The organism is Luteibacter sp. CQ10, assembly GCF_040900725.1.
Lineage (GTDB): Bacteria > Pseudomonadota > Gammaproteobacteria > Xanthomonadales > Rhodanobacteraceae > Luteibacter.
Genome location: NZ_JAEUYM010000009.1, coordinates 1 through 16,956, shown reverse-complemented (window position 1 = coordinate 16,956; position 16,956 = coordinate 1). Strand labels below are relative to the sequence as shown.

General features: G+C 68.3%; 5 protein-coding genes. 4 read left to right on the top strand and 1 reads right to left on the bottom strand.

What is annotated here, in order from left to right; all coding sequences use genetic code 11:
- Nucleotides 1-5 precede the first annotated feature (5 nt).
- From JNG39_RS20860 to JNG39_RS20850, 3 genes are all read left to right on the top strand, one after another.
- Nucleotides 6-1,265: a serine hydrolase gene (locus JNG39_RS20860; protein WP_368313884.1), complete on the top strand. Its 1,260-nt coding sequence runs from the start codon at nt 6-8 to the stop codon at nt 1,263-1,265.
- A 108-nt stretch (nt 1,266-1,373) separates the two neighbouring features.
- Nucleotides 1,374-8,606: an amino acid adenylation domain-containing protein gene (locus JNG39_RS20855; protein WP_368313883.1), complete on the top strand. Its 7,233-nt coding sequence runs from the start codon at nt 1,374-1,376 to the stop codon at nt 8,604-8,606.
- Nucleotides 8,603-9,541, top strand: coding sequence for a hypothetical protein (locus JNG39_RS20850; protein ID WP_368313882.1), 939 nt, complete (start codon nt 8,603-8,605; stop codon nt 9,539-9,541). Before JNG39_RS20855 ends, JNG39_RS20850 begins: the two co-directional genes overlap by 4 nt.
- A 4-nt stretch (nt 9,542-9,545) precedes the next feature.
- Here JNG39_RS20850 and JNG39_RS20845 read toward each other — a convergent pair whose 3' ends face one another.
- Nucleotides 9,546-9,794 (bottom strand): acyl carrier protein, encoded by a 249-nt coding sequence (locus JNG39_RS20845; protein ID WP_368313881.1) that lies wholly within the window; start codon nt 9,792-9,794, stop codon nt 9,546-9,548.
- Between the two features lie 365 nt (nt 9,795-10,159).
- Between JNG39_RS20845 and JNG39_RS20840 the strand changes: the two genes are divergently transcribed.
- Nucleotides 10,160-16,956, top strand: a 6,797-nt coding sequence (locus JNG39_RS20840) for an SDR family NAD(P)-dependent oxidoreductase (RefSeq protein ID WP_368313880.1), incomplete at its 3' end; no start/stop codon positions are given.

Below are 16,956 nucleotides of genomic sequence, written 5' to 3'. Positions count from 1 at the left end.
CAACGATGACGGTTGACGTGGGCAATACCGACGATAGCAGGCTGGCCCGGGTTGCCGCCCTGCTGCGGGATCGTGACACGCTCCGCTCGCGCTTGGACGCGGTGGTGAAGCGCAAGGGCCTCGTGCGGGCGAGGATGGCCGCGTGGATCGACGGTGAGCACGTGGTCATCGGGGACGCATGCGGCGAGGTCGTCGCGGGTTGCCTGGCGAAGATGTTGACCGGGATGCTCGTGGAAGAGGCGGTGGCCGCCGGTCGCATCGACTGGACGGATACGCTCCCGCACGTGTTAGCGCACCATGGCGAGCAAACGACGGCGCGGCTGTCCGGTATTACGGTGGGCCAACTGCTCGACCACACGCACGGCCTCGACGTGTCGCGGCTGGCGGGTGTGCCGCTGGACGACGCAGGCTACGTCGATGTGTTCGCATTATGCGAAAACGTGTCTCGCCGGCCCTTGCATGCCGCGGGTGGGATGTACAGCTATGGCCACGTCGGCGCGTGGCTCGCCGCGGCGGTGCTCGAACAGGTGCGCGGCATGCCTTACACGACGATGCTCGCGGAGCGAGGCTTCGCCGGTGAAGCCGCGTCGGTGCAACGGTCGGCGATCTGTCCCGCGACGGGCGGCGATCTGTCCCTTGGCATGGAGCGCTGGCTGGCGTTCGCCCGGGAAGCGATCCACCGGCATCGCGAGGCGCCGTCGTCGCCGATCGGGCTGCCCGGCTGGCACCCGTCCGAGCGTGCGGTGTGCCGTGGATGGAAATGCTATGGCGACGGCTGGATGGGCCATAACGCCAATCTCACCACGAGTTCGGCGATATTGCGGATCCATCCGGAAATGAACGCGATTGTGCTGGTCGCTACGGACGACGCGAACGGTGCCGCGGTCGCCGCCTCGGCGGTCTTCGGGGAGATCCTGCCGGAGTTCTACACGATGCGCCCGCCGCGCCTGATGAAGGCGGCGGACGTCGACGTGGCCTCGGTGGCCCGGCACGTGGGTCGTTACGTCCAGGCGCAAGGCGAGGTCGAAGTAACCCTCGACGAACAGGGCGTCCTCTACCTCAGGCCGACGTTCGCGGGGGATGCCACCGTGTTTCCGCCGCGGCGGCTGCGGCCGGCGGAGCAGGGCCTGTTTCTCTCCGAGTCGGGCGGAAACGCCCAATTCCTGTTCGTGCAGTTCGTGCCCGATGGGGCGTCGAACGATTCCGCTTTCCTGTGGAACGGAAAGCAGGTGTGGCGTCGCGTATCGACACACGACGCAATGTGACGACGGTGCCGGCGACCCCTGGCGGGCGCGCACCGTGCCGTGTTGACATCGGTGCTCGGGTCCATCGATAGTTGGAATCGTCAATTCCATCGGTCAGGGCGACTATCCGTGGACACCGAGACGCCGGGGCAGCTGCCGCTGCTCCAGAATTTCCCCGTGGACGGACCCCGGCTGGCGAAGGGGGCTCCACGGTATTCCCGGTTCACACACGTCATTCCCACCGACCGGATCGATCGCCTCGCCTCGCTTTGCGAGGAGGGCCAGGCCGACGTCGTCGGCGGCCTGCACGCGATCTTCGCCTTGCTTCTCATGCGCTGCAGTGGCGAAACGCAGGTGCGCGTCGCCACCTCGGCGACGGAAACCATCGGCCCGCGTCTTTCGTCCATCGACGCGCCGCCGGGATGCTCCTTTCCGTTCATTCTCGCCCAGAGCGCGGCCCAGCTCGGTCGCCTGCGACAAGCCTCGTTCCACGTCGACGTGGTGGCTCGCGAATGGGGCGGCGTTGCGCCCCCCGGTGACTACGTAGGCGACCTCGCGCTCTTCGCGTCACCTGAAGCGTACGGCGTCGAACTGACCTGGGTGCATGCCGAAGACGTCCTCGATGCGACTTCGGTCGAACGCATGTCACGCCGCTTTGGCGTATTGCTGGATGCGGTCGCGACGGACGCGGACACCGACGCCTGGCGTCTTCCGGTGATGGACGCCGACGAACGGCGCATGGTGTTGAACGCCTGGAACGCGACCTCGTTGCCATGGCCGCGAAGCACGTTACACGCGCTATGCGCTGAGCAGGCCGCGCGCACGCCCGATGCGATAGCGCTTTGCTGGCGCGATGAGCGATGGACCTTCGCGGAACTGGACCGTCGCGCCAACCAGCTCGCGCACGTGCTGCGCGCGCTGGGTGTGTGTGACGGTCACGTCGTGGCGGTGTGCCTCGAGCGCTCGCCGTCGATGGTGGTCGCGCTGTTGGCCGCGCTCAAGGCAGGCGCGGCCTACGTGCCGCTCGATCCGCATTATCCTTCCGATCGCCTGGATTTCATGGTGTCCGACAGCGGCGCGGCTTGGATCATCGCGCAGTCCGGCACGGTGGAACGGCTGAGCGCCACGGCCCATCGCCTGGTGCTCGACGATGCCGTGTGGCAGGCGCGCATCCAAGCCAGCCCGGCGGATGCGGTGCCGCTCGTGCATGCGGCGGCACCGGACGCGCTCGCCTACATCATCTATACCTCCGGCTCGACCGGCCGTCCCAAGGGTGTGTGCATCGAGCATCGACAGGCCGTCGCCTTCGTCGCCTGGGCGCGCGAGGTGTACGACGCCAAGGCGCTGGACGGCGTGCTGGCGGCCACTTCGATCTGTTTCGACCTTTCCATCTTCGAGCTGTTCGTCCCGCTGGCCAGCGGAGGGCGGATCGTGCTGGTCGATAGTCCGCTCGATTTCGAGGGCATCGCGCGCGCGCCGGCGCTCAGGCTGATCAATACCGTTCCTTCGGCCATCAAGGCGCTGGTCGACGAGGATGCCGTGCCGGCCTCGGTGCGCATCGTCAACCTGGCTGGCGAGCCGTTGGCTGAGGCGCTCGTTCGCGACATCTACCGGCGCACGTCGGTCGAAGCCGTCTACAACCTCTACGGTCCATCGGAAGACACCACGTATTCCACGTACGCGAAGATCGAACGCGATCGGCCCGGGCCGCCGTCGATCGGCGCTCCGATCGCGAACGGCCAGGCCTACGTGCTCGATCGCCACATGGAACCGGTACCCATCGGCGTGGTGGGTGAGGTGTACGTCGGTGGCGCGGGTGTCGCACGCGGGTATTGGCGACGACCGTCGCTGACCGCGGAACGCTTCGTCCCCGATTCCTTCCACCCGGCGGCGGGCGCACGGTTGTACAAGACCGGCGATCTCGCGCGCTGGTCGGCCGACGGCCGGCTCGAATACCTCGGTCGTGTCGACTTCCAGGTGAAGCTGCGCGGCTTGCGCATCGAGCTGGGCGAGATACAGGCGCGCCTCGTGGACACGCCCTGGCTCGACGAGGCCGTTGTCACGGTGTACGAGGACGAGCGCGGCGAGAAGCAACTGGTGGCCTACGTCGTCCCCACGCCATCGGGGCGAACCACGCCGGGTCTGCCCGCCGAATGCGCGAGATCCTTGGCGGAACACCTGCCGGACTACATGATTCCCGCAGTCTTCGTCGTTCTCGATGGGATGCCGCAGACGCCCAACGGCAAGATCGATCGCGCGGCGTTGCCGCCACCACCCCGGGCGACGGGTCCGGCGTACGAGGCGCCTGCCAGTCCCCTGCATGACCGCATCGCACGGGTCTGGCAGGATGTCCTGGGCCTGACGTCGCCGGTCGGCATGCGTGCGAACTTCTTCGACCTGGGCGGTAATTCGATACTCGCCATGCGCGTGCAGGCGCGCCTTCGCCTCGACCATCGCATCGACGCGTCCTTGGGCAGCCTGTTCGAGTCCGCCACGCTCGACGACTTCGCGCTATCCATCGCGCGGGACGCGTCGTCGCGGCAACCGCCGCTATCGCGTGCGGCATCCGGCGAGGCCGTGCCGCTGTCGTTCGTGCAGCAGGGGTTATGGCTGGTGGACCAGTTGGGAGGCGGCAGCGCTCAATACCACGTGCAGCTCCGTTTCCTGCTGGAGGGCGAACTCGACGTGCCGGCGTTGCGGGGCGCGCTCGAAGCCATCCTGCGTCGTCACGAGAGCCTGCGCACCGTCATCGCCTTCCGCGACGAAGCACCCGTGCAGCGCGTGCGCGACGACCTCGCGCTGCCTTTCCTCGAGGTCGATCTCAGCCATCTTCCGTCGGCGGAGCGGGAGAGCGCGTTGACGGCGGAAGTCAGGCGAGACGCGCTCGCGCCGTTCGCGCTCGATCGCGATCCCATGCTGCGCGCCGTGCTCGTCCGGCTGGGGCCGGGGCGCCACGAGTTGCTGATGACGATGCATCACGTCGCGACGGACGGCTGGTCGATCGACGTACTCATCGACGAGCTCGGCGCGTTCTACGATGCCGGACTGCGTGGCGTGTCGCCATCGCTGCCCGCATTGCCGTTCCGCTACGTGGATTATTCCGCCTGGCAGCGCGAATGGCTTCGTGGCGGCACGCTCGAAGCCGAAGCCGCGTACTGGCTGGCCCAGCTCGCGGATGCACCCGCCACCCATTCGCTGCCCCTGGACAGGCCCCGTGCGGAACGGGAAGAAATGGCCGCCGACGTGCTTCGCACGCATCTGGACGGAGCGACCGCGAAGGCGCTCTCCGACGTGTGCCGAGCCGCGCGGGCGACGCCGTTCATGGGGCTGCACGCGGTGTTCGCGCTGCTGATGGCGCGCGCAAGCGGCGAGGAGGACATCGTCGTCGGCACGCCCGTGGCCAATCGCGAACATCCCGAACTCGCCTCCATGATCGGCCTGTTCACCAACACGCTGATCCTGCGCAGCCGGGTCGGCCCCACCGCGACGTTCGACGACGTGCTCAGGCAAAGCCGCCAGCTCGTGCTCGACGGTCAGGCGCATCAGCACGTGCCGTTCAATTACCTCGTTGAACGGTTGCAGCCGTCGCGGTCGCTGGAGCACGCGCCGCTGTTCCAGGTGATGATCTCGCTGCAGGACACGGGACGTACGCCACTTCGGCTGACCGCGGTGGACGCGACGGCTCGCACGGTGCGTCCGGAACTCGCGCTCGTCGAGCTGACCCTCGAGGTGACGGAGACCGACGACGGACTGCTGCTGGATTGGGTCTACCGCAAGCATCTCTTCGATGCCTCCACCATCGAACGGCTGGCGCGAAACTTCGAGGCGCTACTGAGGCAGGTCGTGGTCGAACCGGGCAGCGAGGTGTGGCGTCTTCCCGGCACGGGCGACGGTATGCGCTCGTACGCGCCGCGGAGGCCGGCGTCCCGTGCCGGTGACGTGCTCCCCTCGCACAGAGCCGCGCCGGCGCGTGCAATGGACGATGCGGAATCCGCGCTCCACGACATCTGGGCCCGCCTGTTCCAGCAGGCGTCGGTGGATATTGACCTGAACTTCTTCGCGGCGGGCGGCAATTCGCTCTTGCTCATGCGAATGGTACATGCCATCCGCGAGCGTCTTGGCGTCGAGGTGGCTATCGCCGATGTCTTTCGAAGTCCCACGATCCGCCGCCTTGCCGCCGTGGTGAAGGCCGCGGGGGATACCGCGCCGGAGGTGGCATCAACGCGGCGCGACAGGTCGGGCCTTTCGCTCAGCCAGTTCCGCGTGTGGTACATGGAGCAGCTGCGTCATGGCAGCGAGCACAACATCCCGTTCGTGTTGGCGTTGCGTGGGCGGGTCGATCGGCAGACCGTTGAGCGCGCGCTCAACCGGCTGGTCGCCAGGCACGAGATGCTGCGCACGCGTTTCGTGCTGGACGACGACGTGCCCGTGCAGGTGATCGAGCCGGCGGCGGCGGTCTCGCTCGAGTACAGGGACCTCTCGACGCTCGACGCGGCGCAGCGCGAAGCGAGCCTGAACATCCTCTCGGTGGGCCACGCGACACGCCGCTTCGATCTGCACAAGGCACCGCAGATGTCCGCCATGTTGCTTCGCCTGGCCGACGACGATCATCGCCTGCACCTGAACTTCCATCATCTGGTATTCGACGGCGGGTCGTTTGCCATTTTCCTGGACGAATTCCTGCTCGTCGCCGAAGCCCTCGCGAACGGTGTCGAACCCAGCCTCGATCCGATCGACCACAGCTACCTTGATTTCGTCGCCGCGCAGGAGCGCTGGCTCGCGTCGGACGCTGCCGCGGAAAAAGCAGCTTTCTGGCGAGGCTACCTCGACGGCTGTCCGCAACACCTGGCGATGCCACGTCAGCACGACTGGCCGACGGACCCGGAGCACGCTCGTCGTCACGTCGCCGGCGTGCCGCGGGACGTCCGCGAACGGCTCCATCGCGTGGCACGCGAACACGAAGGTACGCTCTTTGGCGTGCTCTATGCCGCGTTCGCGCTGCTGCTGGGGCGTCTGGCCGGGCAGGACGACCTGGTGGTCGGCGTACCCGTCAGCGGTCGCCACACTGGCTCGGCCCGGGGCTCGATCGGCAACTTCCTCAACAATCTTCCGGTACGCACGCGCTGGCGGCCGGAAGACCGATTCGGCGACTACCTCGCTGCGCAGGTGCGGAACGTTACCGAGGTGTTCTCGCATCAGGATTACCCGTTCGAGAAGATCCTCGAACAGGCACCCCAGTTGCGTGGCACCGACGGCGTGCCGGCGCTGCAGGCATTCTTCAACATGCAGACCGTGCCGCCTCCGGCGCAGCCGCGCTACCTGGCGGCCGAGCGCGTCGAGGCGGCCGAGGTCGAGGCCAAGTTCGACCTCACGCTCTACGTCGAGGACGACGGCACCGACGTGACCCTGACCTGCCACGGCAAGGCCGCCGTCTTCGCGCCCGCGGCGCTGACCCATCTGTTGCGCCAGTACGTTCTGCTCCTCGAACAGGTCGCCGCCGACCCGTCGCTGGCCTGCGGCGCCTACTCCCTGCGCGCCGACGAGCGCCAGGCGGCGTTCGCGCCCCGAAGGTTCTGGCCCGGACCGGTGCACGCGCTGTTCCGGGATCGTGCGCTGGCACAGCCGGACGCGCCGGCCATCGTGGAAAGCGGCCAGACATGGAGCTACGGCGCGCTGCTGGTCGCATCGAACCGGCTCGCAACGGAGCTGCGGGATTCCGGAATCATGCCCGGCGACGTCGTCGCGATCGTCGCCAGCCGCCAGGCGGCGCTGGTGGTCGCGGTCATGGCAGTGCTGCAGACCGGCGCGGCGTTTTCGCTACTGAATCCGGAATACCCGCTCGAACGGGTCGGGCAACTCGTGGACATCGCCCGACCCGGTCGCATTCTCTTCGCCGGCGAGCCGGGACGGTTTCCCCACGCGCTGGTCGACACGCTGGACGCCGTCGCGGCGACCTCTTTCGTGTCCACGCGGGCACCGCGCGACTACGACCTCGCGGAGGTGACCGCGATGGCCGAGGTGGAGCCGCGCCAACTGGCCTGCGTGACCTTCACCTCGGGCACCACGGGCGTGCCCAAGGCCGTGGCTGGCACGCACATCGGACTGGCCGGTTACCTGGGCTGGGTGCCCGAATGGTTGCACCTGTCGCCGTTCGACCGGTTCGCCATGCTGTCGGGACTCGGACACGATCCGCTGCAACGGGAAATATTCACGCCGTTGTGCCTGGGCGCCACACTGGTCATTCCCGACGCCGAGGCGATCGCACCCTATCGCCTGGCCGAATGGCTGGTCGGGCAGGCGATCACCTTCGCGCACCTGACGCCGGCCATGGCCGAAGTGCTGTGCACCACCGACATCGTCGGCTTTCCCTCGTTGCGCATCGCGTTCGTCACGGGCGACAAGCTGGGTGGCGCGACGGTATCCCGGCTGCTGTCGCACAACAAGGCGATGCGCGTGCTCAACTCGTACGGCACCACTGAGACGCAGCGTGCCACCACGTATTTCGAGATGTCCGGTTCGAGCGCGGTAGGCGGGGTCGTGCCGGTGAGCGAGACGGCGCCCGATACGGTCGTTCGTGTGCTCAACACGAAGGGCACGGCATGCGGCCTGGGTGAAACCGGTGACATCTTTGTCGAAAGCGATGCGCTTTCGCGTGGCTACCTCAACGACCCGGCCCTGACCGCGACGGTCTTCACGACGCTCGAAAGCGGGCGTGGGCGCTATCGGACCGGCGATATCGGCTATCGGCAGCCTGACGGCACGATCCGCATACTCGGTCGCAAGGACAGCCAGGTGAAGATCCGGGGTTTTCGCATCGAACCCGGCGAAATCGAGGCCAGGCTGCGTGCGCTGGACGGAGTGACCGATGCGGTGGTGCGGGCGATGGACGGTCCCGGCGGCGAAAAGGCACTGGTCGCCTATGTCGTCACCGGATGCCCGCCGGGCGACCAGGGATCGTGGCGCGCGCGACTGCTGGACCATCTGCGCGCAACGCTGCCGGCCTACATGCTGCCGTCGTCCATCGTGGCGCTGGGCGCGTTGCCGCTGACGCCGAACGGCAAGCTCGATACGCGGGCCTTGCCGGAACCGTCCTGGGGCCAGGCGACCGTCGCCACCGACGCGAGGGACGACATGGAAGCCGTCATCGCGACCCTATGGGAGGAGGTGCTGGGCGTGGATCGGGTCGGAGTCGACGACGATTTCTTCGAACTCGGGGGACACTCGATGTTGCTGGTGCTGTTGCTGAACCGGATCCGCGAGCGTCTGGATTTCCGCGGGAACATTACCCGCATCCTCGCCTGCAACACCGTGGCGGAGCAGGCCAGGGTGCTGTCGTCGATGCGCGCGGGCAGCAAGGAGTGAGAGCCGCCCCGGTAGGTATTGTCGGCCTCGGTTACGTGCTGGGCGAACACTCGTTGCCGGTCGACGGAATCGACGGTCGCATGGAGGTGATGCGCGAATACCGGATGCCCGATCGACAGGCCCTGTGGGGCTGGGATCGCTTCCGCCGCACCGAGCGAAGCCGCGCGGACCTCGCCGCCGAGAGCGCGGCGGGTACCCTGGCGCGCGGCGGAATCGATCCAGGCGAGGTCGACGCGCTCATCGTCTGCTGTGGCGACGGGCTCAACTACCATGCGCAGAACCTCCTCACCGGCGAGCTGTCGAAGCGCCTCGGCCTGAATTGCGAATTCGTGTCGTGGGTCGGCGGCGCCGGCTGCGCGTCGCTGTTCTCCGCTGCGCGCCTGGCGCGTTCGCTGGTGATCGCCGACGCGTTCCGTAACGTGCTGGTGGTCGGTGTCGACAAGGTCGACGACGAGGCGATCCGCTTCCAGCGCTACGGCGTCTTCAGCGACAGCGCGTGCAGCTTCGTCATCCGCGGCGAGGGCCCGGTGGATTTCACCGTCGCCGGCATCGCGGTGGCGTCGTCGCTTTCGTCGCTCAACGGAGCCGGGCAGGACCTCGCGCAGAAATGCGTGCTGATCCAGTCGGTGTTCGAACGCCTGGCCCCGGTGAAGGGCAATTTTCCCTATGCGGGCAGCGTGTTCTTCGGCAGCAACGTGTTCCTGCCCATCCAGGACCTCGAACGATCCGTAATGCCGGTGGACGGACTCGTCCACGAACGCGGCAACGTCGCGTCCTATGGCCACTGCGCGGGCGCCGACCCGTTCATCAACCTGGTCGATTTCTACGCCCGCGGCGACAACGACGGCGTGACGCGGTCGGTGCTGGGTTCGAGCGCACACGGTCACTTCGGCGTGATGCTGCTCGAACGGCGGCGAACGGAAGCGGTGTCCTAGGACATCACGTCCTGGTCGCCCGGAAGACCGCCGCGAGGTCGGCGACGGTGGCGCATTGGAACGCCTCGATGACGGCGGGCGGCTCGAGCCGCACCTGCAAGGCGTCCTGGATCTCGGCCATGGCGATCACCATGCCGATGGAATCCAGCAGGTCGAGCAGCGCCGTGTCCGCCGTGACGGGCTCGGGCGGATCGAACGTATCGCTGAGGATGCGCGCGATGAGTGCTTCGATCGATTCCACGTGGTCCGGCACGTCGTATTCCCCTTGCGCGAAGGCTCTCGTCGCGCGGCCGCTGGCTGCCGCGCCCTCCGCCCCGATACTAGCCCGCGCGCGGGGGCGGCACAAATCGCATTGCGGCGCGGCGGCCGCCACATGTATGCTGCCTCGGCATCATCGCCGGCCGTTGGTACGACGATCATCGCCGAGCATCACGCGCACGGGGGCGCGCGCGGAATGGGGGGCGGCCGGCGCACATCGATCTCTGCATGTCGCACGACGACCGTCGTTTCCGGCGGTGCACGGGGAAGCTTATCCGTGTGTACGGGCTCCGCGCGAAAGGGTTGGCCCGGCATCGTGTCGCACTTGATTCTTGACACCAAGACCAAGGGTTGGGCGAAATGGATGTTAGCGCGGCGCAAGCGGAATACCTCGATCGACTGTTGGCGGATCTGCTGCGAGCGCAGTTGCAAGGTATCGACCTCTTTGCCGGACAGTCGCTCGATCGCGCGGACGTCGCGCGCTGGAAGCAGGCGTGCGGGGTCACGCCGGCGCAGTCCCGCTGGATCGACGAATCGCTGCGCCAGCTCACCCTCGCCGGGCACCTCAAGCGCGTGTCGCAGGGGTGGCGCGTCGAGCGTGCATGGTCGTCCACCGATACCGATCGTGCCTGGGATGCCTGGGCGAAGGTTCGCGACGAACCGGCAGACCCGGGAAGCGCGGCGCAGTTCCAGCTGCTAGACGGCGCCCTGCGCGCCTTGCCCGATCTGCTGGCACAGCGCCGTCGTCCCACCGAGGTGCTTTTTTCCGGTGCGTCCACGGCGCAGGTCTCGGGGGTCTACGCGAGCCACCCGGTCGCCGATCACTTTCATCGCGTGCTGGCCGAAAGCGTGGCCGCATACGTTGGTGAACGGCGTCGCCTCGATCCCGCCGCCTCGCTGCGCATCCTGGAGATCGGCGCCGGCACGGGCGGTACGACCGCCGCCGTGCTCGACGCGATCGCCGCGCATGGCGAAGCGGTCGCGGAATACTGTTTCACCGACATTTCCGCGGCCTTTCTGATCGAGGCGAAGGAGCGCTGGTCGGCATCCCACCCGTTCGTCAGCTACCAAATCTTCGACGTCGAGAAGCCGCCGCGGGACGCCGGCATCGACGAGGGGCGATTCGACGTCGTCATCGCGGCGAACGTGCTGCACGCGACGCGCAACGTTCGCCGGACGCTGCGGCACGCCAAGGCCGCCTTGCGGCGCAACGGCTGGCTGTTCCTCAACGAGCTGTGCCAGGGCAGCCTGTCGATGCATCTCACCTTCGGGTTGCTCGACGGCTGGTGGCTGTTCGAGGACGATGCGCTGCGCATCCCTGGTTCGCCGCTGCTGACGCCATCGGCGTGGCACCAGGCGCTGCGCGCCGAGGGCTTTCGCCAGGTGCTTTTTCCCGCCGCGGATGCGCGGGCGCTCGGCCCGCAGATCATCCTCGCGGAAAGCGATGGCGTGCTGCGCCGGGAACGGAAGCCCCGGGGTACGGCGCATCCCGCAGCCGGGGTGCCCGCTCCGGCCGGGCCCGCCACACCGGCGGCGCCGGCGTCCTCGCGGCCACGGGCGCGGGTCGGCCACGTGGCGAGCGACGACGCGCTCCTCGATGGCGTTCACGACGTCGTTCGCGAGTGCCTCGCCGAGGCGGTGAAGATCGAAGAGCGGCAGATCGAAGACCACCGCGACTTCCCCGCTTACGGCGTCGACTCGATCATCGCGATCAGCCTCATCAACCGGATCGGCGCGCGGTTCGGCGTCACCTTGCCGGCCACGGTCGTCTTCGACCACAGCAACGTGAGGGAGCTGGGTCGTTACCTCCTGGACGGCCACCGGGACGCGGTGCTGGCCTGGCATGGCGGCGCGACGGACGAACCGCAAGCCGCGCCGGTCCCAGCCCCCGTGCCCAGGGACACACCTGCCGCGACCCCGCCGACCCGGAAAGCGTCCCCTCGACCCGCGACGTCGGCCGTCGTGGCGCCGGCCGTCCCTGGCGCGACGCCCGGGCACTACCTGCGTGCGCTGGTGAGCCGTCCGGGCACGGTCGACGACCTGCGGATCGTCGAAGCACCGCTCGGTCCCCTGGGGCCCGGCGAGGTACGCGTGGCGACCCTGGCCCTCTCACTCAATTTCGGCGACCTGCTCTGCGCGAGGGGCCTGTATCCGACGATGCCACCGTTTCCGTTCACGCCCGGCGTCGAGGCGTCCGGCGTCGTGGTCGAAGTGGCGAGCGATGTCCGCGACATCCGCGTGGGCGACGACGTGGTGGCCATGACCGGTCTCGCCTTCGGCGCGCACGCCACCATGCTGGTCTGCCACGCGTCCCAGCTCTGGCGCAAGCCGCCGGGCCTGAGCCACGAGGAAGCGTGCGCGTTGCCGGCGGTCGCGATCACGATGATCGACGTGTTCCGCCGCGTGGGGCTTAGGCGCGGGGAAAGCGTGCTGATCCAGACCGCGACGGGCGGCACCGGCCTGATCGCGCTGCAGATCGCGCGACACCTCGGTGCCGATATCTACGCCACGGCAGGTTCGCAGGCGAAGCTGGATTACCTGGCGGGGCTGGGCGTGCCGAACGCGATCAACTACCTCGAGCAGGACTTCGAGGCCGAAATCGCACGGCTCACGGGCTCGCGTGGCGTCGACGTGATCATTAACACGCTCTCGGGCGATGCCTTGCAGAAGGGGCTGCGCAGCCTGGCACCGGGCGGTCGCTACGTCGAGATCGCCATGACCGGGCTGAAGTCGGCCAAGTCGATCGACCTCTCCGTGTTGGACAGTAACCAGACCTTCCACAGCGTGGACCTGGGTCGCCTCGGATTGCACGATCCCGAACGGCTGCGCGGCGACCTCGCCGAGCTCGACCGCTGGGTCCGCGACGGCGTGATCCATGCCACGGTCAGCGAGGTCTTTCCGTTCGACCGGCTCGCCGACGCCTATCGGCGGCTGGAGCGACGCGAAAACATCGGCAAGGTGGTGATCGCGGTCGGCGAGGCGCATCGTTTCAGCCTGCCTGGCGGATCGCTGCCGGCCGCCACGGCGGTCGACGGCGACGCGATCGCCGTCATCGGCATGAGCGGCGCGTTCCCGCGTTCGGGCGACCTGGACGAACTCTGGGATCACCTGGCGAACGGTCGTGACCTGATCGAGGAAGTGTCGCGCTGGGACCTCGATCGCTACCTGCCGGCGGACGCCGATCCCACGCAATTCTGCCGCCACGGCGGATTCCTCCAGAATATCGATCGCTTCGATGCGCTGTTCTTCAACATCAATGCCGCCGAAGCCACCTACATGGACCCGCAGCAACGGCTGCTGATGACGCACGCGTGGCAGGCGCTCGAGCATGCCGGGTACGTGGGCGATGGCATGGACGGCTCCCGCTGCGGCGTCTACGTGGGCTGCGCCCAGGGCGACTACACGGGACTTTTCGTCGACCGGCCGCCACCGCAATCGTTCTGGGGCAATGCCACGTCGGTGATTCCCGCGCGGATCGCCTATTACCTTAACCTCCAGGGCCCGGCGATCGCGGTGGATACCGCATGCTCCAGCTCGCTGGTCGCGATCCATCTCGCTTGCCAGGGGCTGTGGCGGCGGGAGACGACGATGGCGCTCGCCGGCGGCGTGTTCGTGCAGTCCACCGCCGCGTTCTACCTGCAGGCGCGCAGTGCCGGCATGCTGTCGCTCACCGGCGCCTGCCATGCCTTCGACAGCCGCGCGGATGGCTTCGTCCCGGGCGAGGGCGTGGGCGTGGTCGCGCTGAAGCGGCTGGACGACGCGCTGGCAGACGGCGACACCGTCCACGGCGTCATCCTCGGCATCGGCATCAACCAGGACGGCACCACGCAAGGCATCACCGCGCCGAGCATGGTCTCGCAGCAGCGCCTCGAGCGTCAGGTGTACGACACGTTCCGCATTGACCCGGCGCGCATCCAGTACGTCGAAGCCCACGGCACCGGCACGCGGCTGGGCGACCCGATCGAGTTCCAGGCGCTCACCGAAGCCTTCCGCCAGGACACGTCGAAACGGGGTTATTGCGCGATCGGCTCGATCAAGACCGCCATCGGCCACACCGCATCCGCGGCGGGCGTGGCCGGCGTGTTGAAGATCCTGCTGGCGCTGCGCCACCGGCAGCTGCCGCCGTCGCTGCACTTTCGCGAGGGCAACCCGCACATCGACTTCGAGAACAGCCCCTTCCACGTCAACACGGTGCTGCGCGAATGGACCGTCGCGCCGGACGAACGCCGCTGCGCGGCGGTCAGCTCGTTCGGCATCAGCGGTACCAACGCGCATGCGGTGATCGCCGAGGCGCCGACTTCGACGCGTCGCCACGTGCGGCGCCCTGCCTATCTCTTCGTCTCTTCGGCGCGCACCGGCGACCAGTTGCGCGCGCAGGTGGAGCGCTTGCTGGTGTACTGCCGTGATGCCGAGCATGCCGCGGACATCGGCGACATCAGCTTCACCCTGCTGATGGGGCGCCGCCATCTGCGACACCGGCTCGCCTGTATCGCGGCCAGCCGCGAGGAACTCGTCGGCTCGCTGTCGCGATGGCTGGAGAAGGGGCGAAGCGCCCAGGTCGTGGTCGGCTCCACCAGGCCGAGCGAACTTCGCGAACAGGCATCGATCCGCCGCCATGGCAACGAGTGCATCCGGGCGAGCAGGGAGGCACCGTCGCGGGAGAGCGTCGTCGAGCATCTGTCCACGGTGGCCGACCTTTTCCTCCAGGGCTATGCCCTCGACTACGCGAATCTCTTCGCCGGGGACGGTTACGGCCGGGTGCCGTTGCCGACCTATGCGTTCTCGGACGATCGCTACTGGGTGCCGTCGAACGGCCAGGCGATGCCACCGCCGCCCGCGCAGACGTCGCTCCCGGCGGCGGAAGCCTTCACGAGCGAGGAGAGCCATACCCTGCTGATGACACCCACGTGGTGTCCCAGGGCCGCGGGCGACGACGTCGTGGTGGCCGGGCATCGCGTGCTGATGCTGGGCGACGGCACCGACGCCGGCGTGCACCGGGCGTGCGCGGCAGCCCTGCGCTCGCACGACGTCCGCTGCGATTTTCGGGTGGATGAGTCGACGGATGTGGCCGCGGCCTACGAGGAGGCTGCCTGGTACCTGTTGCGCTACTTCGACGACCTTCGCGAGGAGGGTTCGTCGAGGCAGGTGCTCGTCCAGGTGCTGGCGGGGAAGGGCGCGGGCAGCTGGCTGGAGGGTCTCGTGCCGTTGCTGGCGACGGCGAGCCGGGAAATCGCGAACCTGCGCGTGCAATGGGTCGCGGCGGAGGACGACGAGGACGGCGAGGTCCTGGCCGCGCGTCTTCTGCGGGACGCCGCCAGCGGCGATCTACACGTGCGTTATCGCCTCGGCGTGCGCGAGACACGCCAGCTCGAACCGGTCGAAGCCGCGCGGGAGGCGATGCCCTGGAAGCCCGGAGGCGTCTATCTCGTGACGGGTGGGCTGGGCGGTCTGGGCCGGCTCTTCGCCGAGGAGATCCTCACGCGCGCGCCCGGCGCGCGCGTCGTCCTCGCCGGCCGGTCCGTGCCGGACCAGGCGTGCGCGGTCCTGCTTCGCGACTGGGCCGCCGAAGGCCACCAGGTGGAGTATTTCGCTGCCGACGTATCGCGCCGCGACGACGTGGAAGCCCTGGTCGGGCACATCCTGGATCGGCACGGCGCCTTGCACGGCGTGATCCATGCCGCGGGCGTGTTGCGCGACGGCTTCATCGCCACGAAGACTCGCGATGACCTCGCCGCGGTGCTGGCGGCGAAGGCACACGGCCTCATTCACCTGGACGACGTGCTGGGGGCGCGGGAGCTGGATGCCTTCATCGTGTTCTCGTCCACTTCGGCCGCGTTCGGTAACGCCGGACAAGCCGACTACGCGGCGGCCAACGGTTTCGTGGAATGCTTCGCCCGATGGCGGCAGCGGCGCGTGGAGCAGGGTGAACGTCACGGCCGCACGTTGTCCGTGGGCTGGCCGCTCTGGTCGGACGGCGGCATGCGCATTTCCGCCGAGCAGCGGCAGCGCCTGCGGAAGGAGCAAGGCATCGTACCGCTGGATACGACCCACGGCATGGCCGCCCTGTATCGCGCATGGAGACAGGACGCACCCTGCGTGACCGTGTTGCGCCTGACGTCCGAGACGGTGTCCGATATCGACCCACCGCGTACCGACGCCCTCCCGGCCGACCTGGATCCGGAGCGGATCGCCGCGCTGACGCTGCGCGAACTGACGGCGGTCTTTTCAGCCGTGACGCAGCAGCCGTCGGGGCAGATCGACGCCACCGAGCCGTTGGAAAGCTACGGAGTCGATTCGCTGGTGATCACGCAACTCAACGCGCGACTCTCCGGCGTATTCGGCAAGCTTTCCGCGACGCTCTTTTATGAGTACGCGACGCTCGGCGACGTGGCGTCGTTCCTCGTGCGCGATCATTTCGATGCATGCGCGCGCTGGACGGGAGAGGCGACGAAGCTCGTTCCCGGCGCCGACCGTGAACATCGGGCAGTGCCGGCACCGTCGCCCACCCAGGCGCCGGCCACGTCGCCCGCGCCACGCCCCGCGCCCGCCGAGCGGGCGATCGCCATCGTCGGCCTGAGCGGCCGCTACGCCGGCGCGGCCGACCTGGATACGTTCTGGGACAACCTGGCCGCCGGTCGCGACGCGATCGGCGAGATTCCCGCCGAGCGCTGGTCGCTGGACGGCTTCCACGAGCCGGACATGGAGCGGGCGATCGCCACCGGCCGCAGCTACAGCAAGTGGGGCGGCTTCCTCGACGGCTTCGCCGAGTTCGACGCCCGTTTCTTCAACGTCTCCCCGCGCGAGGCGATGAACCTCGACCCACAGGAGCGGATCTTCCTGCAGGCCTGCTGGGCGGCGATGGAACACGCCGGCTACACGCGCGAGCGCTTCGCCCGCGCGCACGGGCGCCGGGTCGGCGTGTTCGCCGGGATCACCCGGACCGGATTCGAGCTGCATGGCCCGGCTCTGTGGGAACGCGGTGAACCGGTCATGCCGCATACCTCGTTCGGCTCGTTGGCCAACCGGGTGTCCTACGCGCTGAACCTGCAGGGCCCGAGCATGCCGGTCGACACGATGTGTTCCTCGTCGCTGACCGCGATCCACGAGGCGTGCGAGCACCTCCTGCGCGACGACTGCGAGATGGCCTTCGCCGGCGG

Bases quoted from the DNA above. Each gene is read 5' to 3' on its own strand.
- JNG39_RS20860 (WP_368313884.1), top strand. From the start codon at position 6: ATGACGGTTGACGTGGGCAATACCGACGATAGCAGGCTGGCCCGGGTT.